This is a genomic window from Micromonospora sp. WMMD961, from assembly GCF_029626145.1.
Taxonomy (GTDB): domain Bacteria; phylum Actinomycetota; class Actinomycetes; order Mycobacteriales; family Micromonosporaceae; genus Micromonospora.
On the sequence record NZ_JARUBJ010000002.1, the window covers coordinates 3,489,796 to 3,510,222 of the forward strand.

General features: G+C 71.5%; 23 protein-coding genes. 17 read left to right on the top strand and 6 right to left on the bottom strand.

Translation table 11 applies throughout. The features are described 5' to 3' along the window. Positions 1-88: 88 nt before the first annotated feature. Together O7614_RS15765 and O7614_RS15770 are read left to right on the top strand one after the other, a co-directional pair. On the top strand, positions 89-1,597 hold the full coding sequence (locus O7614_RS15765) for an NAD(P)/FAD-dependent oxidoreductase (RefSeq protein WP_278139218.1): 1,509 nt from the start codon (positions 89-91) through the stop codon (positions 1,595-1,597). A gap of 23 nt (positions 1,598-1,620) precedes the next feature. Next, the gene (locus O7614_RS15770; RefSeq protein ID WP_278139219.1) at positions 1,621-2,529 is read left to right on the top strand and encodes an SDR family NAD(P)-dependent oxidoreductase; all 909 of its coding nucleotides are present in this window, start codon (positions 1,621-1,623) and stop codon (positions 2,527-2,529) included. Positions 2,530-2,535: 6 nt separating this feature from the next. On the opposite strand, the gene O7614_RS15775 is transcribed toward O7614_RS15770, so the two are convergent. After that, positions 2,536-3,717 carry a low temperature requirement protein A gene (locus O7614_RS15775; RefSeq protein ID WP_278139220.1) on the bottom strand — a complete coding sequence of 394 codons (1,182 nt, stop codon included), beginning with the start codon at positions 3,715-3,717 and terminating at the stop codon, positions 2,536-2,538. Between the two features lie 26 nt (positions 3,718-3,743). Beyond that, a complete protein-coding gene (locus O7614_RS15780) occupies positions 3,744-4,163 on the bottom strand; it encodes a hypothetical protein (RefSeq protein WP_278139221.1) in 420 nt (139 codons plus the stop codon). Positions 4,164-4,345: 182 nt separating this feature from the next. Between O7614_RS15780 and O7614_RS15785 the strand changes: the two genes are divergently transcribed. The 5 genes from O7614_RS15785 (at position 4,346) to O7614_RS15805 (ending at position 8,025) form a co-directional block, all read left to right on the top strand. Continuing rightward, entirely contained in the window at positions 4,346-5,431 is a 1,086-nt protein-coding gene (locus O7614_RS15785) for an S-(hydroxymethyl)mycothiol dehydrogenase (protein ID WP_278139222.1), read from the top strand. Further along, positions 5,431-6,060, top strand: coding sequence for an MBL fold metallo-hydrolase (locus tag O7614_RS15790; protein WP_278139223.1), 630 nt, complete (start codon positions 5,431-5,433; stop codon positions 6,058-6,060). The genes O7614_RS15785 and O7614_RS15790 overlap by 1 nt, the downstream gene beginning before the upstream one ends. A 39-nt stretch (positions 6,061-6,099) precedes the next feature. Continuing rightward, positions 6,100-6,570, top strand: coding sequence for a VOC family protein (locus O7614_RS15795; protein ID WP_278139224.1), 471 nt, complete (start codon positions 6,100-6,102; stop codon positions 6,568-6,570). Beyond that, positions 6,539-6,880 carry a DUF3626 domain-containing protein gene (locus tag O7614_RS15800; protein ID WP_278139225.1) on the top strand — a complete coding sequence of 114 codons (342 nt, stop codon included), beginning with the start codon at positions 6,539-6,541 and terminating at the stop codon, positions 6,878-6,880. The genes O7614_RS15795 and O7614_RS15800 overlap by 32 nt, the downstream gene beginning before the upstream one ends. A gap of 431 nt (positions 6,881-7,311) precedes the next feature. Further along, positions 7,312-8,025, top strand: a complete 714-nt coding sequence (locus tag O7614_RS15805) for a hypothetical protein (RefSeq protein WP_278139226.1) — start codon at positions 7,312-7,314, stop codon at positions 8,023-8,025. 57 nt (positions 8,026-8,082) lie between these two features. Here O7614_RS15805 and O7614_RS15810 read toward each other — a convergent pair whose 3' ends face one another. Beyond that, the gene (locus O7614_RS15810) at positions 8,083-9,453 is read right to left on the bottom strand and encodes a hypothetical protein (RefSeq protein WP_278139227.1); all 1,371 of its coding nucleotides are present in this window, start codon (positions 9,451-9,453) and stop codon (positions 8,083-8,085) included. Between the two features lie 367 nt (positions 9,454-9,820). On the opposite strand from O7614_RS15810, the gene O7614_RS15815 reads away from it, so the two are divergent. The 5 genes from O7614_RS15815 to O7614_RS15835 all read left to right on the top strand — a co-directional run bounded on the left by O7614_RS15815 (position 9,821) and on the right by O7614_RS15835 (position 14,553). Continuing rightward, complete coding sequence (locus O7614_RS15815) at positions 9,821-10,132, top strand: MazG-like family protein (RefSeq protein ID WP_145782577.1); 312 nt, start codon at positions 9,821-9,823, stop codon at positions 10,130-10,132. A gap of 700 nt (positions 10,133-10,832) precedes the next feature. Beyond that, a complete protein-coding gene (locus O7614_RS15820) occupies positions 10,833-11,393 on the top strand; it encodes a hypothetical protein (RefSeq protein WP_278139228.1) in 561 nt (186 codons plus the stop codon). Positions 11,394-11,693: 300 nt separating this feature from the next. After that, positions 11,694-12,668 carry a hypothetical protein gene (locus O7614_RS15825; protein ID WP_278139229.1) on the top strand — a complete coding sequence of 325 codons (975 nt, stop codon included), beginning with the start codon at positions 11,694-11,696 and terminating at the stop codon, positions 12,666-12,668. Between the two features lie 157 nt (positions 12,669-12,825). Continuing rightward, positions 12,826-13,803, top strand: coding sequence for a pirin family protein (locus tag O7614_RS15830; RefSeq protein ID WP_278139230.1), 978 nt, complete (start codon positions 12,826-12,828; stop codon positions 13,801-13,803). Between the two features lie 81 nt (positions 13,804-13,884). After that, complete coding sequence (locus O7614_RS15835; protein ID WP_278139231.1) at positions 13,885-14,553, top strand: hypothetical protein; 669 nt, start codon at positions 13,885-13,887, stop codon at positions 14,551-14,553. A 284-nt stretch (positions 14,554-14,837) separates the two neighbouring features. Here the strand turns inward: O7614_RS15835 and O7614_RS15840 are convergent, their stop codons facing one another. Then, a complete protein-coding gene (locus O7614_RS15840) occupies positions 14,838-15,503 on the bottom strand; it encodes a DUF1345 domain-containing protein (RefSeq protein WP_278139232.1) in 666 nt (221 codons plus the stop codon). 42 nt (positions 15,504-15,545) lie between these two features. Further along, positions 15,546-15,818 (bottom strand): DUF2795 domain-containing protein, encoded by a 273-nt coding sequence (locus tag O7614_RS15845; RefSeq protein WP_278139233.1) that lies wholly within the window; start codon positions 15,816-15,818, stop codon positions 15,546-15,548. Positions 15,819-15,974: 156 nt separating this feature from the next. On the opposite strand from O7614_RS15845, the gene O7614_RS15850 reads away from it, so the two are divergent. The 5 genes from O7614_RS15850 to O7614_RS15870 all read left to right on the top strand — a co-directional run bounded on the left by O7614_RS15850 (position 15,975) and on the right by O7614_RS15870 (position 19,393). Then, positions 15,975-16,385, top strand: a complete 411-nt coding sequence (locus O7614_RS15850; protein ID WP_278139234.1) for a DUF2267 domain-containing protein — start codon at positions 15,975-15,977, stop codon at positions 16,383-16,385. Between the two features lie 216 nt (positions 16,386-16,601). Then, positions 16,602-17,627 carry a TerC/Alx family metal homeostasis membrane protein gene (locus tag O7614_RS15855; RefSeq protein WP_278142268.1) on the top strand — a complete coding sequence of 342 codons (1,026 nt, stop codon included), beginning with the start codon at positions 16,602-16,604 and terminating at the stop codon, positions 17,625-17,627. A gap of 76 nt (positions 17,628-17,703) precedes the next feature. Beyond that, positions 17,704-18,303, top strand: a complete 600-nt coding sequence (locus tag O7614_RS15860) for a sulfite oxidase-like oxidoreductase (RefSeq protein ID WP_278139235.1) — start codon at positions 17,704-17,706, stop codon at positions 18,301-18,303. Between the two features lie 7 nt (positions 18,304-18,310). Then, positions 18,311-19,075 carry a ferredoxin reductase gene (locus O7614_RS15865; protein ID WP_278142269.1) on the top strand — a complete coding sequence of 255 codons (765 nt, stop codon included), beginning with the start codon at positions 18,311-18,313 and terminating at the stop codon, positions 19,073-19,075. Between the two features lie 24 nt (positions 19,076-19,099). Next, on the top strand, positions 19,100-19,393 hold the full coding sequence (locus O7614_RS15870; protein WP_278139236.1) for a DUF6510 family protein: 294 nt from the start codon (positions 19,100-19,102) through the stop codon (positions 19,391-19,393). Positions 19,394-19,431: 38 nt separating this feature from the next. On the opposite strand, the gene O7614_RS15875 is transcribed toward O7614_RS15870, so the two are convergent. Next, positions 19,432-20,361, bottom strand: a complete 930-nt coding sequence (locus O7614_RS15875) for an alpha/beta hydrolase (protein WP_278139237.1) — start codon at positions 20,359-20,361, stop codon at positions 19,432-19,434. Positions 20,362-20,427 lie beyond the last annotated feature (66 nt).

Consider the following 20,427-nt stretch of genomic DNA (forward strand, 5'->3'; position numbering starts at 1 on the left):
CCCTCAGACGCCTCCACTGTGGAAGTCTCGGGTCCAGTCAGTCAGCGGGGTGTTAGGGTCCGGTCACCGCCCCGGATGGAGGAACGCGATGGCCTCCGACCACGTCGACGTGCTGATCATCGGCGCCGGCCTGTCCGGCATCGGCGCCGCCTGCCACCTGCGTCGCGACTGCCCCGACAAGACGTACGCGGTGCTGGAGGCGCGCGACGCCATCGGTGGCACCTGGGACCTGTTCCGCTACCCGGGCATCCGCTCCGACTCGGACATGTTCACCCTCGGCTACTCGTTCAAGCCGTGGACCGCCCGGAAGGCCATCGCCGACGGCACGACCATCCGGGAGTACGTCCGGGAGACCGCCCGGGAGTACGACGTGCAGCGGCACATCCGCTTCCGGCACCGGGTGCTGCGTGCCGAGTGGCACAGTGCCACCGCCCGCTGGACGGTGCACGCCCAGCGGGCCGACACCGCCGAGACGGTGGTGTTGACCTGTTCGTTCCTCTTCGCCTGCGCCGGCTACTACCGCTACGACGAGGGCTACACCCCGCCGCTGCCCGGTGTCGACGCGTACACCGGGCGGCTCGTGCACCCGCAGCACTGGCCCGACGACCTCGACCACGCCGGCAGACAGGTGGTGGTGATCGGCAGCGGCGCCACCGCGGTGACCCTGGTGCCGGCGATGGCGCAGCGGGCCGCCCACGTGACGATGCTGCAGCGCTCACCCACGTACGTCGTGGCGTTGCCCTCGCGCGACCGGCTGGCCGACGCGCTGCGGCGCTGGCTGCCGGCGAAGGCCGCGTATCCGCTGGTGCGCTGGAAGAACGTGCTGCTGTCCACCGTCACCTTCCAGCTCAGCCGGCGTGCGCCCGGCCTGGTGAGGCGGAGGCTGCGTCGGGCCGCCACCGGCCGACTCCCGGTCGGGTACGACGTCGACCGCCACTTCTCACCCCGCTACGACCCGTGGGACCAGCGGCTCTGCGTGGCGCCCGACGGTGACCTGTTCACCGCCGTGCGGCAGGGCAGGGCGTCGGTGGTCACCGGCACCGTCGACACCTTCACCCCGGACGGTGTCCGGCTGACCTCCGGCGACGAGGTGCCCGCCGACATCGTGGTCACCGCGACCGGGCTCAACCTGCTCGCCGTCGGTGGCCTGACGCTGCGCGTGGACGGCGTCGACGTGGACCTCGCGAGCACCGTCGCCTACAAGGGCATGATGCTGTCCGGGGTGCCGAACTTCGCGTTGACCCTCGGCTACACCAACGCGTCGTGGACGCTCAAGGCCGACCTGGTCGCCGGCTACGTGTGCCGACTGCTGCGGCACCTGGACCGCACCGGCCAGCAGGTCGTCACCCCGCTCCCGCCGCCCGACGCCGGGCGGGTGCCGCTGATCGACCTGCGCTCCGGCTACGTGCTGCGCGCCGTCGACGCGCTGCCCAAACAGGGTGCGAACGCGCCGTGGCGGCTGCACCAGAACTACCCCCGCGACGTGCTGCTGATGCGGCACGGCAGGCTCACCGACGAGGGTGTGCGGTTCTCCCGGGCCGGCGAGGTGGCCGTTCCCGCCGGCGACCGGTGTCCCGTGTCGTCCGAGCGACGGTGACCACCAGGAGAGGAGCACCTTCCGTGCAGAGGTTCGAGTTCGCCGGTGCCACGGCTGTGGTCACCGGAGCGGCCAGCGGCATCGGCGCGGCGTTGGCGCACGCGCTGGCCCGCCGGGGCTGTGATCTGGTGCTGCTGGACCGCGACGCGGAGCGGCTGGACACGGTCGTCGCCGCGATCCGCGTCGCGCATCCCGACCGCCAGCTGCACACGTACCTGGTGGACCTCGCCGACGCGACGGCCACCGCCCAGGTGGCCGCGGAGATCGGCCAGCGGCACCCGCGCGTACGCCTGCTGGTGAACAACGCCGGCGTCGGCCTCGGGGGTCGCTTCGACCAGGTGACGTTCGACGAGTTCAGCTGGGTGATCGACGTCAACTTCCGGGCGGTGGCGCAGTTGACCCACGCGCTGCTGCCCACCCTCCGGGCGGAACGGGGCGCGCACCTGGTCAACATCTCCAGCCTGTTCGGGCTGATCGCACCCGCCGGGCAGACCGCGTACTCGGCGAGCAAGTTCGCGGTGCGCGGCCTCACCGAGGCACTGCGCCACGAACTGGTCGACGACGGCATCGGGGTGACGTCGGTGCACCCGGGCGGGATCCGCACCCGCATCACCGAGAACGCCCGGATCGGCAGTGGCGTCTGCCACGAGGAGTACGCGGCCGGTCGGGCACAGTTCGAGAAGCTGCTCACCATCGCGCCGGAGCGGGCCGCCGAGGTGATCCTGCGTGGCGTCGAGCGGCGTCGGGGCCGGGTGCTGATCGGCTGGTCGGCGAAACTGCCCGACCTGCTGGCCCGGGTGCTGCCGGCCTCGTACAACCGGCTCCTGGTCACCGGCCTGAACCGGGGCGTCGCCCGCCCGGCACCGAAGCCTGCCACCGGCCTTCCCGCGCAACGCCCCGCCGGGGCCGACCCGGCCCGTGAGGTGGCGTGACCGCAGTCAGGCCGGGCCGGCCGTCGCCGCGTTCCGGTCGACCTCCCGGCGGCGCAGCAGTGTGGTCAGCACCACGAGAGCGACCAGCGATGCCGCCAGTGCGTACACCGGGGCCGGGCCGAGCGGCGTGAGCAGCGTGAGCAGCGCGACGACCGGGTAGGCGACGACCACCACGCCGTGCTGCCGCCGGCGTACGTGCAGTACCCAGACGGTGAGCAGGAAGACGGCGATCGGGACGGCCACCGCGTACCCGGCGGTCCTCTCCGAGATGTGCGCGAGACGCCGCTCGTAGTCCACCGACACGCTCAGACCCGCGCCGACCGCGGCGACCGCCGCGAAGATCAGGTAGTGGCCATAGCCCCAGACCAGGGAGTACGGCAGCTGGGCGGGTGCCTCGATGGGCCGGTCGAAGTAGAGCCACCACAGGGCGAACACGATCACCGCGGCCGCCGCCGCCAGCGACCAGAGGTGACGGTCGCCGGCGTCCACCCCGGTCTGGATGACCACCGACGTGGCCAGCACCACCTCACCGAGCACGATCAGGGTGAACAGCCCGTACCGTTCGGTGATGTGTCGCGGATGCCAGGGAGTCATCCCCGGCCGCTCGGCCACCGCCGGCACCAGCACGTCCGCCACGACCAGCAGCAGCAAGGCCGCGGTCCCCCAACTCTGCGGCAGGGCCAGCCGCAGCAGCCAACCGAGCTGGACGACGGTGACGCCGATCGCGTACCGCCGGGCCGCCCGGCGGTGCGCCGGGTCACCGGCGGCGGCCCGGCACCACTGCACCACCAGCGCGATCCGCATCACCACGTAGCCGTACGTGATGACGCTGAAGTCACCGTCGGTGAACGCGCGCGGCACCCCGGCCGCGATGATCAACGCGCCGGCGATCTGGACCAGCGTGGTGATCCGGTAGAGATCGTCGTCGGTGTCGTAGGCCGAGGCGAACCAGGTGAAGTTCATCCACGACCACCAGATCGCGAAGAAGACCATCAGGTACCTGGTCAGCGCGTGGCCGAGGTGCCCCTCGGAGACGTCGTGGTGCAGGCCGCCGGCCGCCTGCGCCACCGCCACCGCGAAGCAGAGGTCGAAGAAGAGTTCCAGCGGTGTGGCCGAGCGATGCGGCTCGTCGCGACGGCGTGGCCGCATCGGCCGGTAGAACGGCCGCACCGAGCTAGGTTGGCTCACCGCAGCTCCTCAGCCCGCCCGCCGGGTCAGCCGTGCCGGCGCCCGTGGGTCAGCCCCTCCAACACCAGGGTCAGGCCGGCACCGACCAGCCAGACATCCTTGGCCAACCCCGCGCCCTGCTGGGTCGGACGGATGCTGCCGGCCTCGCGCATCCCCGGCGTCTTCAGATACAGCTGCACCAGGCCCGCGCCGAACGCGGTCAGGCCGAGCCCGACCAGGGGCGCCGGGACGAACGGCGCGAGCAGCGCGGCCCCCAGGGCGATCTCCGAGTACGACAGCAGTTTGGCGAAGCGCGCCGGCCCCAGTTGACCGAGCTGGGGCATGGCGGCGACCGCCATCCCGTGCAAGCCCTCCGCGGCGGTGCCCTCCAGGGTGCGCTTGCCCAGACCCGAGTTGAGGAAGTACGCACCGATGCTGACGCGTAGCGGCAGGTGTGCGAGTTTCATGGTCACTCCCGATGGCCGTGGTGGAATGCGGCCCGCGTACCCCGGACCGCCCGCGATAACCGCCAGCCGGGCTGGGCTGGCCGCGCTGGTCGCGGTAGGTTCGCCGGGGGCCCACCGTCGAGCCCGTGGCACACCGCCCGGCCGGCGTCCGGCGCTGCCGCAGACCACCAGCAGGAGGCGAAGTGAGCCAGGAAGTCCGGGGAGTCATCTCCCGCAGCAAGGGCGCGCCGGTCGAGGTCACCACCATCGTGGTGCCCGATCCCGGCCCCGGTGAGGCCGTCGTCCGGATCCAGTCCTGCGGTGTCTGCCACACCGACCTGCACTACCGCGAGGGTGGCATCAACGACGACTACCCGTTCCTGCTCGGCCACGAGGCGGCGGGCATCGTGGAGCAGGTCGGCGAGGGCGTCACCGACGTCGCCCCGGGCGACTTCGTGGTGCTCAACTGGCGGGCGGTCTGCGGGGACTGCCGCGCCTGCCGCCGGGGCCGTCCCTGGTACTGCTTCAACACCCACAACGCGAAGCAGCGGATGACGCTCACCGACGGCACCGAACTCGCCCCGGCGCTGGGCATCGGCGCGTTCGCCGAGAAGACGCTGGTGCACGCCGGGCAGTGCACCAAAGTGGACCCGGCCGCCCGACCGGCTGCCGTGGGTCTGCTCGGCTGCGGTGTGATGGCCGGGCTGGGCGCGGCGATGAACACCGGCACCGTCACCCGGGGCGACTCGGTAGCGGTGATCGGCTGCGGTGGTGTCGGAGACGCCGCGGTCGCCGGCGCGGTCCTCGCCGGCGCCACCACGATCGTCGCGGTGGACACCGACAGCCGCAAGCTCGACTGGGCTCGCCAGTTCGGCGCCACGCACACGGTGAACGCCTCGGAAACCGACCCGGTCGAGGCGATCCGTGCCGCCACGGGCGGCTTCGGCGCGGACGTGGTGATCGACGCGGTGGGTCGACCGGAGACGTGGAAGCAGGCGTTCTACGCCCGCGACCTGGCCGGCACCGTGGTGCTGGTCGGCGTACCGACCCCGCAGATGCAGATCGAGCTGCCCCTGCTGGACGTCTTCGGACGCGGCGGCGCGCTCAAGTCGAGCTGGTACGGCGACTGTCTGCCCAGCCGTGACTTCCCCATGCTCACCGAGCTGTACCTGCAGGGCCGGCTCGACCTCGACGCGTTCGTCACCGAGGAGATCGCACTCGACCAGGTCGAGAACGCGTTCGAGCGGATGCACCACGGGGACGTGCTGCGCTCGGTGGTGGTGTTCTGATGACCGCCCGGGTCGACCGCGCGGTCACCGCCGGCACGTTTTCCCTGGACGGGCAGACGTTCGACGTGGACAACAACGTCTGGGTGATCGGCGACGACAGCGAGTGCGTGGTCCTGGACGCGCCGCACGACGTCGCCGCGATCCTCGCCCTGGTGGGTGACCGGCAGGTCCGCGCGATCCTGGCCACCCACGCCCACGACGACCACGTCCGGGTGGCACCCGAACTGGCCGAGGCCACCGGCGCACCGGTGCTGCTGCACGCCGCCGACCGGGTGCTGTGGGACATGGTCCACCCGCACCTGCCGCCGCACGGCGAGCTGCACGACGGGCAGGACATCGTGGTGGCCGGCACCACGTTGCGGGTGCTGCACACCCCCGGGCACAGCCCCGGTGCGTGCAGCTTCCACGCCCCGGACCTGGGCGTGGTCTTCACCGGTGACACGCTCTTCGCCGGCGGTCCCGGTGCGACCGGCCGCTCGTACAGCGACTTCGACACCATCGTCCGCTCGATCCGTACCCGCCTGCTCACCCTGCCGGCGGAGACGGTCGTGCACACCGGTCACGGGGACGACAGCACGATCGGCGCGGAGGCCCCGCACCTTCAGGAGTGGTTGGCGCGCGGTCACTGAGCCCGCGCGCGGGTGCGCGGCTCAACGTTAGGATCGCGCATGGCCGCCGAGCACCCCACACCTGTCGTCCGTCAGTTGCGCCTCGTGGTGGAGGCAGCCGACTACGACGCTGCCGTCGCGTTCTTCCGTGATGCGCTCGGCCTGCCCGAGGAGGCGGCGTTCGTCGGCGACGGAGACGCCCGGGTGATGATCCTGGACGCTGGCCGCGCCACCCTGGAGATCGCCAACCCGGCCCAGAAACGCATGATCGACGAGGTCGAGGTGGGACGGCAGGTCGCACCCCGGATGCGGGTGGCCTTCGAGGTGGACGACGCCGAGGCGACCACCGCCCGGCTGGTCGCCGCCGGCGCGAGCGAGGTCGCGCCGCCGACGCGTACGCCGTGGCAGTCGCTCAACTCCCGCCTCGACGCGCCTGCCGGCCTGCATATCACCGTCTTCCAGGAGCTGCTCCCGCCGGACGCGCGGGCAGGGACGCGGGATGCGGAGTCCGGACGCGACGGCGAGAACTGAGCCGGGTCGCGCGCTCGACGACTACCTGGAGGACCAGGTCCACGGCACCCTCGACCTCGCGCGTGACGTCGAGGAACTGGTGGTGGAACCGTCCTCCGCCGGCACGCTGACCGGCGCGGCGCTGGAATCAAGCGCCCAGCGGCACGGTTTCCCGCTGCGGTGGCCCCCGGGCTTCGCGCTGGTCGTCGGCCGGGGTCCCGTCGCGGAGACCCGGCAGCACCTCAAGCAGCTCCGGCACGTTCCCGACCGGTACGGCGAGCCGCACGACAACCTCACCCACCGTGCTGACGCGGACGCCTACTCACGGTAGCGACAAACCGCCCCGCCGCCCGCCTCCCCATCACCACACCCGCCTCCTTTGCTGTGCACCCCTATCCGCACCATGTGCCGTGACCTGCGCATGGGCCCTTTCCGCTAGCTGCGGGCGCTTTCTCTCTGCCGTCACTGAACGTGCCTGGTGCGTATATAGATGCAGAGCAAAGGCTGGTGGTCGGATCCGGCCTCCGACCGCCGAAATTACCCTGCGTCACCATAGTCGGACGTGGCGTTTGGAGAGCCGCCATGTCCGGTTCCGCGCCGTGAGCGGGACCGCACCGAGCCGAGGTGAGCGCATTTCCGGAATGACCGACACGTGAACCTGGTTGTGTCCCCCGTACCGCCGGAGCCCAAACCCTTTTCCGCGGTCATCTCCCGAGGAGCGTTCACCCCGGAGCGCTCCGCACGATCGAAAGGGCAACCATCGTGAAGGTCGACTTCACTCGATGGCTCCCCGCCATCGCTAAGGACTCGTACCGCAAGACCGCGCTGAGCGTGGCGGGTGTGGCCGCCCTCGGCGGCCTGGCCCTCGCGCCGACCGCAGTTGCCGCTCCGGTCACCTCCGGACCGCATCAGGGCGCCGTCGCCGCCATCGACCTTGCCACCGGCAAGGCCGCCACCTCGGCCCAGCAGGACGACCAGCCCGTCGAGTCGGGCCTGACCACCGGCTCCGCCACCGGCAAGCCGCCGGCCGGCAAGCCCAGCCGAGCCCAGCTGATCCCGCACGGCATCGAGGGCGCCCAGTCGCGCATCCCGCTCGACGATGCGCAGCTCGCCAACGCCCGGCACATCGTCGACGCCGCCAAGAAGACCGGCGTCGGTGACCGCGGCGCGGTGATCGGCGTCGCCACCTCGCTGCAGGAGTCGAAGCTCTACAACCTCGGCCACCTGGGCGCGTACAACGACCACGACTCGCAGGGCCTGTTCCAGCAGCGCCCGTCGTCCGGTTGGGGCACGCCCGAGCAGATCACCGACCCGGAGTACTCCGCCACCGCGTTCTTCAGCGCACTCAAGAACGTGGGCGGCTGGCAGGACCTGCCGCTGACCACCGCCGCGCAGACCGTCCAGGTCTCCGCATTCCCGTACGCGTACGCGCAGTGGGAGGAGCAGGCGGCGGACATCGTCCAGCAGCTCTGGTGACACCCGCACACACGCGCCGGCCGGTCCCCACGTGGGACCGGCCGGCGTCGTCGTATCTCAGCAGGCCGGATAGAGGCGGCGGGTGCCGACGGCGGCGGCGTACGCCTCCCGGTCGCTGAACCGGCAGCCGTAGTCGGGCCGCGCCACCACCGCCGGGTCGGTCACGGTGTCGCCGGCCGGGCGCTTGCCGGTGCGTACCCAGGACACCAGGTCGTCCCAGGCGGCGCCGGCCTCGGCCGGGGTGAACTCGCAGTGCTGCGTGGCCCGGATGGCTCGTTGGACCACCAGCTTGCTGCGACCGTGCCGTGCCACGTCCGCTGCGTACGCCTGCTCCATGCTGAACGGCACGAACAGGTCACCGAGGCCGTGCAGGCTGAGCACCGGCGCGGTGGGCCGACCGGCGATCCGCGGCACCTCGGTCAGCGTCGGCAGGAGCCGCTGCACCACGTTCTCCGGGGCGACCCGCCGCACTGTGGCGTTGACGTTCACCGGGCTGTTCGGGGCGTACCGGGTGAGCAGGTTGGTGGACAGCTGACCGGGCCGCTGGGCGGGGGAGTTGCCGCTCCCGGTGGGCACGCTGATCGAGAAGAGGAAATCCTTCCAGACCGCGAACGCCGCGTCCGCGCCCGGACGCGGCCCGCCCGAACGGTTCACGGTGATCGCCCGCAACTGCTTGCCCCGGTCCGTGGTGGTGTCCGGCCCGGTGGGGGTCAGCCCGGCCAGACCGAGCGCCACCTGGATGCGGGGTACGGCGTTCGTCAGGTAGTCGGCCGGCGTCGGGTACGCCGGCAGCCCGGCGAGGGTCTGCGCGACCAGGTTGTAGTCCAGATAGAAGTCGAGCAGCGTCTGGTCGCCGAGCACCCCGCACATCGGCAGCGCCCCGTCGTAGTAGCCGGGGTACTGCTCCAGTGAGCGACCGATGACGTACCCGCCCATCGACACCCCGGCGACGTAGGTGTGCTGCGGCCGGCGGACCGTCCGGCCGAAGTGGTCGGCGAGATCCTTGGTGCCCAGCACCCCGGAACGGATGTCGAAGCCGTTGCGGTCGTACGAGGACGACGCCCACGCGTACCCCTGCTCCAGGAGTCGCTGGCGCAGCCCGAAGCCCGGCGGCTCCGGCGAGAGCACCGTGCCCTGGCCGCGGTAGCCGTGCGCCCACAACAGCAGGTCACCGTTCCACCGTGCCGGGACCTCGATGATGTACCCGGCGTGGCGGTGCACCCCCTGACGTACCGTCGTCGGCTTGCCGCCGACCACCATCGGCGCCAACGGCGGATTCTCGATGGTGTACCCGGGCAGCGGCTCCCCGCCTCCCTGGTCGTGACCGGTGGCGTTGGCCGGCGCGGCGCCGGCCAGCCCGACGGCGAGAGTCATCGTCGCGGTGGCGGCGAGCAGCCGGCGGAGGGTACGAACGGGTGCGGACAGCATCGGTGCTCCCCATCGGACGGATGTCGCCCGGGGGCGACCAGGCGGGACGGTTGCCTACCGGCCGGTAGCGCCCTGAACCTAGGACCGCCGTCGACCAGTGTCAATGTCTACGTTGATCGGCTGGTCAAGCTCGACTGTCCGGCTGATCGGGCCCCGGGCTCGTGCGCCGTCAGTGCGGTCGGCGCTCGGTGAGGCCCTTCGCGCGTTGACCCGGCCGCCCGTGCGCGCGGGATGCGGACCACCGTCCGTGCGCGCGGGGATGCGGACCGCCGTCCGTGCCGGGTCAGCCGGCATGCTGGTCGGTGAGGTGCCGGCCACCGGTACCCGGCTGCGTGAGCAGGCAGACCTGTCGGGTTGACTTGTCGCCGTGGACGAGTCAATCTGGGAGGCGGCCCGCGCGTCGCGGAGCTGGTTGGACAACGCGAACGGCACCGGGCAGACCGAACTGACCTGCCGCATCCTGAAGCTGACCGAGGAGGCGGGGGAGGCGTCCGCCGCCTGGATCGGGCTGCTTGGGCAGAATCCGCGCAAGGGCGTCACCCACACCCGCGAGGACGTAGCCGCCGAGCTGGCCGACGTCGCCTTCACCGCGTTGGTGGCCATCGAAAGCCTGGGGCTGGACGCCCAGACGGTCCTGGGTGCCTGCGCCGCCAAAGTCCGCTCCCGCCTCGCCAGCTGAGCGAGCCCGCCACCCGACGCCCCCTTTCGGCCCGGCTCACTCGGCCGCCGTGGCCGGCTCGGCTCGCTCGGCCGGTTTGTTCGCCTGGCCCGGTGGCCCGGTGGCCCGGTGGCCCGGTGGCCGGTTGGCCCGTTGGCCGCGGCTGGCCTCGTTCGCTTCGGCCACGGTTTTCTGTAGCTCTGGTCTTACGTCCCCGCTCGGCATGGCTCTGATTTGTGATCGACTCGGTTTCCGTGAAGTCGGGGTGTCAGACCGTCTCGGATGCCCCGGCTTTCGCGAAGGCGAGTGGATCACGCACGGTTGTGAGGTCCTCTACGGTTTGTTCCGTTTGGGTGGTATCGGCCTGTGGTCGGGGGCACTCGCCGGCCGGAATCACGGCGGGGTCGGGGTCGTTGCACATCCTGACAATCGCAGGACCACGGCCTGTCGGCGCGGTGGTCCGCCCCCGGGAATGACCCCGGCCCCCGGGTCGTTACACCTGGACCCCGGCCGGACCGGCACCCCGCGTCACCGGGTGCCGCGGAACCGGTCGCCCCCCGGGAATGACCCCGGCCCTCGGGTCGTTACACACGGGCCCGGCGCCGCGAGCCCCCGCTCGCAGGCCGCCGATGAACCCCCAAGACTTTGTTGCAGCGCCGGACGAGGTGCTCTCACCCGTGGCATGTGTGCGGGTGTCCTTACCCCCGAAGGAGCTTCCCCCATGAACACGATCATGCGTAAGAGCGTGCTGTCCGTTGCTGGTCTGGCGTTCGCCGGTGGTGTGTTCGCCGGTCCGGTCGCCGCCCACGCCAACCCCGTTGACGCCAAGCCCGTCGCGGTCGCCGTGCAGTCGGCGGCGCCGAAGCCGCAGGGCGAGCAGTCGCACATCACCCTCAACGACGAGCAGACCGCCAACGTCAAGGCGATCATCGCCGCGACGAAGAAGGCCGGCCTGCCCGAGCGGGCCGCGGTCATCTCGATCGCCACCAGCCTGCAGGAGTCGAAGCTGGAGAACCTGGGCCACCTGGGCGATATGAACGACCATGACTCGCTGGGTCTGTTCCAGCAGCGCCCGTCCAGTGGTTGGGGTACCCCGGAGCAGATCACCGACCCCGAGTACTCGACCACGGCGTTCCTGAAGGGCCTGAAGCAGGTCGACGGGTGGCAGGACATGCCGCTGACCGAGGCCGCGCAGACCGTGCAGGTGTCGGCCTACCCGGACGCGTACGCCCAGTGGGAGCAGCAGGCCACCGACCTGGTCGCCCAGTACTGGAACAGCTGACCCACCGCACCGCAGCACCGACGCCACACGACCGCTGGCCGGCACCCCACCACGGGGTGCCGGCCAGCGGCATATCCACTACCGCCGACCACCGCCACCGCCGGGCGAAGGCGGCGGCACGTCCAACCGAGATCTTGGACAGTTTCCGTTCCGCGTGAACGGAAACTCTCCAAGATCTCGCGTTCGGCGACCGTTCGGCGACCGGTCGGCGACGTAGTGGAGTGACGCTGGGGGCGCGGAGTGATCCGATCGGCCGGCGGGTACGTACCTCCCGTCGGGGACCGGCGGAGGGACAGAGGTATGACCGCGGTGGGGTACGGCACGAATCGTGAACCGGAGGCGCCGCCGGAACCCGCCGGTGAAGACGTACCGCTGCGGTGGTCCACGGGGTCCCGCCTGCTGGTGGCTGCTGCGGCTGTCGTGCTGCTGTTGGGCGCGGCCGCGGTGGCCGTGATCATCGCGGACCCCGGGCGACTCGGCACGACCCACGCTGGTGGCCCCGACGGCACCAGGCCCGACGGCACCAGGCCCGACGGCATCCGGCCCGACGACATTGGCCGCGCGGGAGGCGTCCCCGACCCGGACGCGGCTGATGGGCGATCCGCTGCCGACGATCGGCTGCTCACGGCGCCACTGGCGGGTCGGCAGAAAGGCACCTTCGTGCTCGCGGACGGGGTGTCCTCGTTCGACCTGCGGGTGGCCGAGCTGGGGAACGACCTGTACCGGATCAGCAGCCCGACCAGCTCGTCGGTGGTGGGTCGACCGACCGTCACCGGGGAGACCGTCCGACTCGAACTCGCGGAGTCCGGGGAGCGTGGCACACGGGCCGTCCGGGTGCTGCTCAACGAGCGGGTCGCCTGGCGTCTGCACCTCGTCGGCGGGGTGAGCAGTCAGGTGCTGGATCTGACCAGGGCCCGGCTGCTGGGCGTGGAACTCGCCGGCGGGTCGTCCCGCACCGAGATCCTGCTGCCACCGATCACCGCGGCCAGCACCGGCAGCGCGCCCGGTGCCGGCAGCCCGGAGGGTGCCAGCATCCTGACGGTACGACTCGTCGGTGGAACCAGTCAGCTCGACATCCGGCTCGCCGGCGAGACGCCGGTGCGGGTTCGCGTGGGAGCGGGCGCCGGTTCGGTCGCGCTGGGCACCGACCGTTGGGATGGGGTGGGCGCGGGTGCGGTCGTCAGTACGCCGGGTTGGGATCGTGCGACCGAACGGCTCTACCTGGACCTGGTCGCGGGTGCGAACCGGGTGACGGTGTCCGCCGGTGCCCGGTGAGCCGGGTAGCCAAGGACCACGGCCGGTAGACCGGGTAGCCAAGGACCACGGCCGGTAGACCGGGTAGCCAAGGACCACGGCCGGTGAACCACGAGCGACGGCAGGCGGTGAACCGAAGCGCTGCGGTCGTGGGTGGGCGTGAGCGTACAGTCGGGCGGTGGAGCGTACCGACTCGATGCTGGCGCAGACCCGACCACCCGGCGTGGCCGACGTTGATCCCGGCAGTGTGCTGTTGCCCGGCCACGACGTGCCGTTGGGGAGGTACACCACCGTGCGGCGACTGTTGCCGCAGCGTCCCCGCCGGATGGTCGGCGCGTGGTGTTTCGTCGACCACTTCGGCCCGGACGATGTGGCGCAGCGGCCCGGCATGGAGGTGCCCCCGCACCCGCACACCGGTCTGCAGACGGTGACCTGGCTGCTGGACGGGGAGATCCTGCACCGGGACAGCCTCGGCAACGTCCAGCCGATCCGGCCCGGTCAGTTGAACGTGATGACCTCCGGGAACGGCATCGCCCACTCCGAGCGGTCGCCGGCCGTCCATCCGCCGGTGATGCACGGCGTACAGCTGTGGGTGGCGTTGCCTGATGCGGCGCGCACCGGGGCGGCGGACTTCGCGCACCACGCCGACCTGCCCCGTTGGCGCGACGGCGACCTGGGCGTCACCCTGCTGGTCGGCGAGTTCGGCGGGCAGCGGTCGCCGGCGGTGGTGCACACCCCGCTGGTGGGTGTGCAACTGGAGCTGGGCGGTGAGGCGCCGACGACGCTGTCGTTGCGGCCCGATTTCGAGTACGCCGTGCTGGCGATGTCCGGGTCCGCGGAGGCGGCTGGGGTGGGGTTCGAGCCGGGGGCGTTGCTCTACCTGGGTACGGGTCGCCGCGAGCTGACCGTGCGGGGAGGGTCGGGGGCCCGGTTGCTGTTGCTGGGCGGTACGCCGTTCGAAGAGCCGCTGGTGATGTGGTGGAACTTCGTCGGCCGCTCGCACGAGGAGATCGTCGCCGCCCGGGAGGCCTGGATGGCGGGCGACGCACGCTTCGGTGTGGTCGCCGACGATCCGGCGCCGCCGCTGCCGGCTCCCGCCCTGCCCACCACCCGCCTCAAGGCCCGCGACCGCACCGGCGGCCTGCACGACCAATAGGCCCGCGATCGCACCGGCGGCCTGCACGGCGAGCGGGCTGCGGCCAGAGTGTGACCCTCGGTCGCGCGGGTAGTCGCCGGCATGCCGACCACTCTGATCACCCCGATGGCGGACCGGAAGCGCCTGGCGCGCCGGCTCGCCGGTACCGGGCGGGGCTTCGCCGAGCAGTACGGCTTTCGGGTGACCAACAACCCGGCGAGTCTGTTCCAGGTGCTCTACCTCGCGGTGCTGCTGGCCCGCCGGGGTGACTTCCGCCGGGCGTTGGACGGGGCGCGGGCGTTGCGCGACGAGGGGTGGGACAGCGCCGCGGGGCTGGCCCGTTCGTTGCACGAGGACCGGGTACGGGTGCTGCGCGCCAGCGGTCAGCGAGGCGACGTCGACGCGTTGGCCGCCGTACTGGGTGACCTGGGTCGCACCGTCGTCGAGCGGTACCGGGGCGATCTGCGCAGGCTGCGGGCGGTGGCGCAGCACGATCCGGCGCGGGAGCGGGCGCTTCTCGCCGAGCTTCCCGGTGTGGACGACCAGGTGGTCGACCTGTTCCTCCGTGAGGCGCAGGCGCTGTGGCGGGAGGTGGCCCCGGTGGCTGACCGGCGCGCGTTGGCGGCGGCCCGTCGGCTCGGGCTGGGCAGGTCGGCGGACGATCTGGCCGGCCTGGCCAGTGGAGAGTCGGAGCAGCTTGCCTGGCTGGTGGGGGCGCTGGCGCGGGTCGATCTTGAGCACCGGTACGCGGAGGTGACGGGCCGATCATGACGTGCCGTGGCCCACACTTCGCCGAATAATGACCGAACGGAGGATGTTCTGTCGTATGGTTGGTCCCGGCAGTGCTGACCGCTCGGTTCGAGCGGCCATCCACCGCCTGGTGGCGGCACCCGGTTCGGGTGCGGTTCACCGCCTGGGCAGGTTTGCGTGGCGCCCCGGGTCGCGGTTCGTGACCAGGGGGCGCCCGCCTGTCCCGGCGATCACGTCCAACCCTCGCCCCGTGTCGCCCCCGGGGCCGCCACGGCCTCTCAGCAGGCCGGGCCGCGCGCAACGGCTCAGTGTGCCAGGCCGGCCAGCAGGTTCACCGTCACGGCGATGATGAACGCCCCGAACAGGTACGACACCATCGAGTGCCGCAGCACCGTACGACGCATCTCGTTGCTGGTCAGGTTGGTGTCGGAGACCTGGAACGTGGCGCCGATGGTGAACGCGACGTACGCGAAGTCGGAGTAGCGGGGCGGATCGGGCTGGTTGAAGTTCACCCCGCCGTCCGGGCCGGTGTAGTAGATCCGGGCGTACCGCGCGGCGAACACGGTGTGCACCACGAACCAGGAGAGCACCACGCTCAGCACGCCCAGCCCGCTGTGCACTTCGCGGCTCAGGCCGGGAGGCGCGCTCTGCGCGCTGGCCACGACCAGCCCCACGGCCAGCAGGCTGGCCAGGCAGGCGACGAGCAGGAGCGCGTCCCGGATCGCCCGGTTCGGGTCCTCGTGCACGGCCAGTTGGGCGGTCCGCTCGGCGTCCATCGGCCAGAGCTTGAGCCACACCAGTACGAGCCAGCTCAGCGCGCCCACGTCCCAGCCGGCCAGCGCGGCGAGCGGCAGTGGCAGCAGCAGCAAGAAGGCGCAGCCGGCGATGATGCCGACCACCGCCACCACGGCGAGCTGCCGCGCGGCGGGGAAACGTACCTCCACGGGCCGGGACGGGCCGGTGTGGGTCATCGGTGACGGTCCCGTCTCCGGGCGATGGGCGTCACCGCCGGGTCAGATGCCGCGCAGGTGCTGCGAGACCCGGTTGTGCTTCTTGTCCCGGGCCTGCTCGGCGCGTTGGGCGGCGCCCACCTCGGGTGCGGCCTCGATCCCGGCCGACCGGGCGACCTCGGTGCCGTTGGCGTAGTCCACCGGCGGCAGCGCGCGCAGTGCCTTCAGCACGTCCGGCGGGGCGCCCTCCCGTTCGGCCTCGCGGACCACGTCGTCCTTCTCGGCCGGGTAGTCCAGGCTCGACAGGTACTGCAGGACCTCGGCGTAGCTCGCCATGGCAGGGGCTCCCTCGGGCATCGGTGTGGTGACGACCGGCGGCGGTTACCCGCCCGCCGGCCGGTCACGCGCGCCGGAGAGAGGGAAACCCCGCCGTTTCCGCCGGGTCGCGGTGGGTAGTCGCAGACGCCGACGCGAGCCCAGAGGGAGTACGCGATGAACTACGACACCTTCATCGACCAGGTTTCCCAGCGCACCGCGACGTCGTCCGAGCGGGCGGTCGAGCTGACCCGGGCGGTGTTGGAGACGCTCGCCGAGCGGTTGACCGGTGGTGAGGTCCTGGACCTGGCCGTTCAACTGCCGCAGCCGTTGCAGCTGGTGCTCAAGCCGAGCCCGAGCACCGAACAGGCCGACCGGTTCGGGGCGGCGGAGTTCGTCGCGCGGGTCGCGTCACGTGCCGGTGTGCAGGAGGCCGCGGCCGACGACGCCGCGCGGGCGGTCTTCACCACCCTGCGCGAGGCGATCACCGGTGGTGAGTTCGACGACGTGGTGACCCAGTTGCCGCGTGACTACCGGGGCCTGGTCGAGCAGGCGATGGCGCCGGGCGTGATGCTTCGCCGCGCCTGACAGCGGCTCTTCCGGGTGCACACAGCGGTTTACCAGGGCAACCATCGATGTCCCGCTTGGCATGGCGATTCGGCCTGGCCTAACCTTGTCGTGCGAGGGGAGTACTTCCCACGAACCATTCCGGTCAGTACGGCGCGCCCGGCGCGCCTCGGGTGGTTGCCCATCACGTAATGGGTGAAGGAGACCTCGAACATGACGGTGTTCGAGGAGACCCCAATGAGCGAAGTGTCGTACCTGTCCGCCGCCAGTGACCTGTCGTCGGTCGGCACGCCCACGCTGTGGGCGGTCACGATCATCGGCGTGGTCCTGCTGCTGGTGCTGGACTTCCTGGTCACCCGCCGCCCGCACGAGGTGTCCATGCGGGAGGCCATCGGCTGGTCGGCGTTCTACGTCGCCCTGCCGCTGGCGTTCGGCGCCTGGATCTGGTCCCGCTACGGCTCCGACCAGGGCGTGAAGTACCTCACCGGTTACCTGGTGGAGAAGTCGCTCTCGGTCGACAACCTCTTCGTCTTCATGCTGCTGCTGGCCGCGTTCGCGGTGCCGGCGGTGCTGGCCCAGCGGGTGCTGCTCTACGGCATCGCCGGCGCGTTGGTGCTGCGGGCCGTCTTCATCGCCCTCGGCGCGGCCGCGTTGAAGACCCTCGACTTCGCCTTCCTGCTCTTCGCGATCATCCTCCTCGCCACCGCGGCGAAGCTGCTGCGCGACGCCATGTCCGGGCACCAGCAGGAAGTCGACATCAACAAGATGCGCTCGGTGAAGCTGCTGCGCAAGGTCATGCCGGTGGTCGACGACTACCACGGCACCAGGATGACCGTCCGGCAGGGTGCGAAGCGGGCCCTCACCCCGTTCGCCCTGGTGGTGGTCGCCGTACTGGCAACCGACATCGTCTTCGCGGTCGACTCGGTGCCGGCGGTCTACGGCATCACCGACGACCCGTACCTGGTCTTCGCCACCAACGCGTTCGCCTTGCTCGGCCTGCGCGCGCTCTACTTCGTCCTGCACGCGGCGCTGAGCCGGCTGGTGCACCTCAGCTACGGCCTGGCCATCATCCTGGCGTTCATCGGCCTCAAGCTCGGTCTGCACTGGGCGCACGGCATCTGGGACAGCGTGCCGCAGATCCCCACCCTGGCCTCGCTCGGCGTGATCATCGGTGTGCTGGTGGTGGTCACCGTGACCAGCCTGCGCGCCACCCGGGGTGGCGACGTACCCGAGGATCGCGAGGTCGTCGCGGAACGGCACTGACCGCGCCGCGCCGCGACGACGAGGGGGTACGCGGGAAAGCTCCCGCACCCACCGGCGCGGGTGGTACGACTGTGCAATGGGAATCGTGTCACCGGGCTTCCAGGGTCGGCCCCGAACGCAGGAGCCGGCCCTGCCACCCGGTCAGTACCTGACCGAGGACTTTCCGGTGCTCTCGGCCGGCCCGACGCCCCGAGTGTCCCTGGACACCTGGGAGTTCGTCATCGCCGCCGAGAACGGCAGCGAACACCGGTGGTCGTGGCAGGAGTTGATGGCCCTTCCACAGGAGACGCCGCAGGTGGACATCCACTGCGTCACCCGCTGGTCCAAGCTCGGCACCACCTGGCAGGGCGTCTCACTGGACACCCTGCTCGCCGACGTCGACACGGGAGCGCACTTCGCGCTGGCGCACTCCTACGGTGGGTACACCACCAACCTGCCGCTCGACGACCTGCGCGGCGGTCAGGCCTGGGTGGTGCACACCTTCGACGGCGCCCCGCTGCCCGCCGAGCACGGCGGGCCGGCGCGACTGCTGGTGCCCCACCTGTATTTCTGGAAGTCCGCCAAGTGGGTGCGCGGCATCCGGCTCAAGACGATGGACGAGCCGGGGTTCTGGGAGACCGCCGGCTACCACGACTACGGCGACCCGTGGCGCGAACAGCGGTACCAGGGTGACTGAGCGCGCCGTGGCGACGAGCACCCAGCGCCGGACGCCGAACCGTTGGCAGGTGGGCCGGCTGGTGGAGCGTCGGGTGGAGACACCGAGCGCGCAGACCCTGGTGCTGGAGGTGCCGGACTGGCCGGGGCACCTGCCCGGGCAGCACGTCGACCTGCGGCTCACCGCCCCGGACGGTTACCAGGCTGCCCGGTCGTACTCGATCGCCGGGCCGGTCGTGGACGGGCCGGGCGGCCCGCGCGTCGAGGTGACCGTCCAACGGGTGCACGACGGCGAAGTGTCCCCGTACCTCATCGACGTCTTCGGTGAAGGCGACCCGCTGGAGGTCCGCGGACCGCTGGGTGGGTGGTTCATCTGGCGGCCGGAGGAGACCGCACCGGTGCAGCTCGTCGCCGGTGGCTCCGGCGTCGTGCCGCTGATGGCGATGATCCGGGCCCGGCGGGCGGTGGGCAGCAAGGCGCCGTTCCGGCTGATCTACTCGGTGCGCACGCCCGGCGACGTGATCTACGCCGACGAGCTGCGTCGCCGGGTCCGCGACGACTTCGGCCTGGATGTCGCGTACGTCTACACCCGCGAGGCGCCCGAGGGCTGGCGCGGTGAGCCGCACCGGATCGGGCTGGCGGACGTCAACACGCACGGCTGGCCGCCGGACCTGGAACCGCTCACCTACGTGTGTGGCCCGACCGCGTTCGTGGAGACCGTGGCCGACCTGCTGGTGGGGCTGGGTCACCCGTCGCGGCGGGTCAAGACCGAACGCTTCGGCCCCACCGGCTGACGCACGCCCTGTCGAGGAGATCCGATGACCGAGATGTCGTACGTGGACGGCAACATGCTCGACGGCCCGATGCGCGAGCTGTTCACCGTCGACCTGAGCAGCGCGATGGGCCGCTGCGAGAACTGCGGGATGACCGGCTCGATGGCCAGCCTGCACGTCTACTCGCACGCCCCGGGCCTGGTGGCGCGCTGCCCGTCCTGTGAAGCGGTGATGATGCGACTGGTCCGTGGGCCCGACCGGGCCTGGCTGGACATGCGCGGCACGACCTTCCTCCAGGTCCCCATGCCGATGCAGCAGCCGTTCTCCGGCCCGCTCTGACCGGTCGGTCGCCCGGCTGCTGACACGCCGTGGGTCCGCTACGGCGTCTTCCCGTCGGCCTGGGCGAGGACAGCGCGCACGGCGTCGACCACGGCGGCCGGCTGGTCCTTGTGGATGTAGTGGCCGCTGTCGGGCACCACGACGTGGATGCCGCGGGGGAAGGCCGTGGCGGTCCGGTCGGCGAGGTCCCCGGCGCGCTGTCGCAGCGCTGGCGGCTTGCCGCGGGTCGCGGTCAGGATCCTCATCGGCACGTCGGGTGCGGTCGACGTCGCCCGTGCGGCGCGTACCTCTCGGGTGCAGGTGTTGGCGAGGCGGTTCTCCGCGCGAATGGTCGCGACCTGAGCGGAGGTGCGATAGCTGGCCCGGTACGCCTCGACGACCAGAGCCTGGGTCTCGGGGTCGTCGGTGCAGCGCTCAGCGAGCGTGCGGCCCATGTTCGCGGCGATCCGGTCGAAGAGCCCGATCGCCTTGAGCAGCGGGATGGCGTTGAACAGAAGGTTCGACGAGACACGCAGACCCAGCGGCACCTCTGCCGTGGTGTCCTCGTGGAACGGATCGAGCAGGACCAGGCCAAGCGTGTGGTCGGGGCTGGCGAACGCGGCCAGTTGGGCGAGCAGTCCACCCCAGCTGTGGCCGACCAGTACGGCGGGACCGACCTTGTCCAGCAGCGCCACGAGGTCGCGCACCTGGGCATCCAGTGTCGGTCGCGGGACGGGGTCGCTGGCGCCGAGGCCGGCTCGGTCGTAGGTGATGACGCGAGTCGTCTGGGCCAACGACGGGAGGACGACGGCCCAGTCCAGCCCGACTTCGCCGGCTCCGGAGATCAGCACGACCGGCGGCGTGGCAGTGCCGGCTGCCACCCACCGCAGTTGTCGACCGGGCTCCCGGGTTACCTGGCCACTGTCGACACGGCCGTGCACCAGGCTGGACAGAGCGGCAACGACGCAGTCCTGCGCTCCGGTATCCATCGGGTCTCCTCGTCGAGGGCGCTTCTTGGTCGACGTCAGCTCGTGTAGGTGCATCTGGTTCAGTGG

Coding starts and splice junctions, on each gene's coding strand:
- O7614_RS15860 (WP_278139235.1), top strand. CDS start 17,704: ATGGGAATCGTGTCACCGGGCTTCCAGGGTCGGCCCCGAACGCAGGAG.
- O7614_RS15780 (WP_278139221.1), bottom strand. CDS start 4,163: ATGAAACTCGCACACCTGCCGCTACGCGTCAGCATCGGTGCGTACTTC.
- O7614_RS15875 (WP_278139237.1), bottom strand. CDS start 20,361: ATGGATACCGGAGCGCAGGACTGCGTCGTTGCCGCTCTGTCCAGCCTG.
- O7614_RS15810 (WP_278139227.1), bottom strand. CDS start 9,453: ATGCTGTCCGCACCCGTTCGTACCCTCCGCCGGCTGCTCGCCGCCACC.
- O7614_RS15870 (WP_278139236.1), top strand. CDS start 19,100: ATGACCGAGATGTCGTACGTGGACGGCAACATGCTCGACGGCCCGATG.
- O7614_RS15790 (WP_278139223.1), top strand. CDS start 5,431: ATGACCGCCCGGGTCGACCGCGCGGTCACCGCCGGCACGTTTTCCCTG.
- O7614_RS15850 (WP_278139234.1), top strand. CDS start 15,975: ATGAACTACGACACCTTCATCGACCAGGTTTCCCAGCGCACCGCGACG.
- O7614_RS15835 (WP_278139231.1), top strand. CDS start 13,885: ATGCCGACCACTCTGATCACCCCGATGGCGGACCGGAAGCGCCTGGCG.
- O7614_RS15820 (WP_278139228.1), top strand. CDS start 10,833: ATGAACACGATCATGCGTAAGAGCGTGCTGTCCGTTGCTGGTCTGGCG.
- O7614_RS15840 (WP_278139232.1), bottom strand. CDS start 15,503: ATGACCCACACCGGCCCGTCCCGGCCCGTGGAGGTACGTTTCCCCGCC.
- O7614_RS15795 (WP_278139224.1), top strand. CDS start 6,100: ATGGCCGCCGAGCACCCCACACCTGTCGTCCGTCAGTTGCGCCTCGTG.
- O7614_RS15800 (WP_278139225.1), top strand. CDS start 6,539: ATGCGGAGTCCGGACGCGACGGCGAGAACTGAGCCGGGTCGCGCGCTC.
- O7614_RS15855 (WP_278142268.1), top strand. CDS start 16,602: ATGAGCGAAGTGTCGTACCTGTCCGCCGCCAGTGACCTGTCGTCGGTC.
- O7614_RS15825 (WP_278139229.1), top strand. CDS start 11,694: ATGACCGCGGTGGGGTACGGCACGAATCGTGAACCGGAGGCGCCGCCG.
- O7614_RS15765 (WP_278139218.1), top strand. CDS start 89: ATGGCCTCCGACCACGTCGACGTGCTGATCATCGGCGCCGGCCTGTCC.
- O7614_RS15845 (WP_278139233.1), bottom strand. CDS start 15,818: ATGGCGAGCTACGCCGAGGTCCTGCAGTACCTGTCGAGCCTGGACTAC.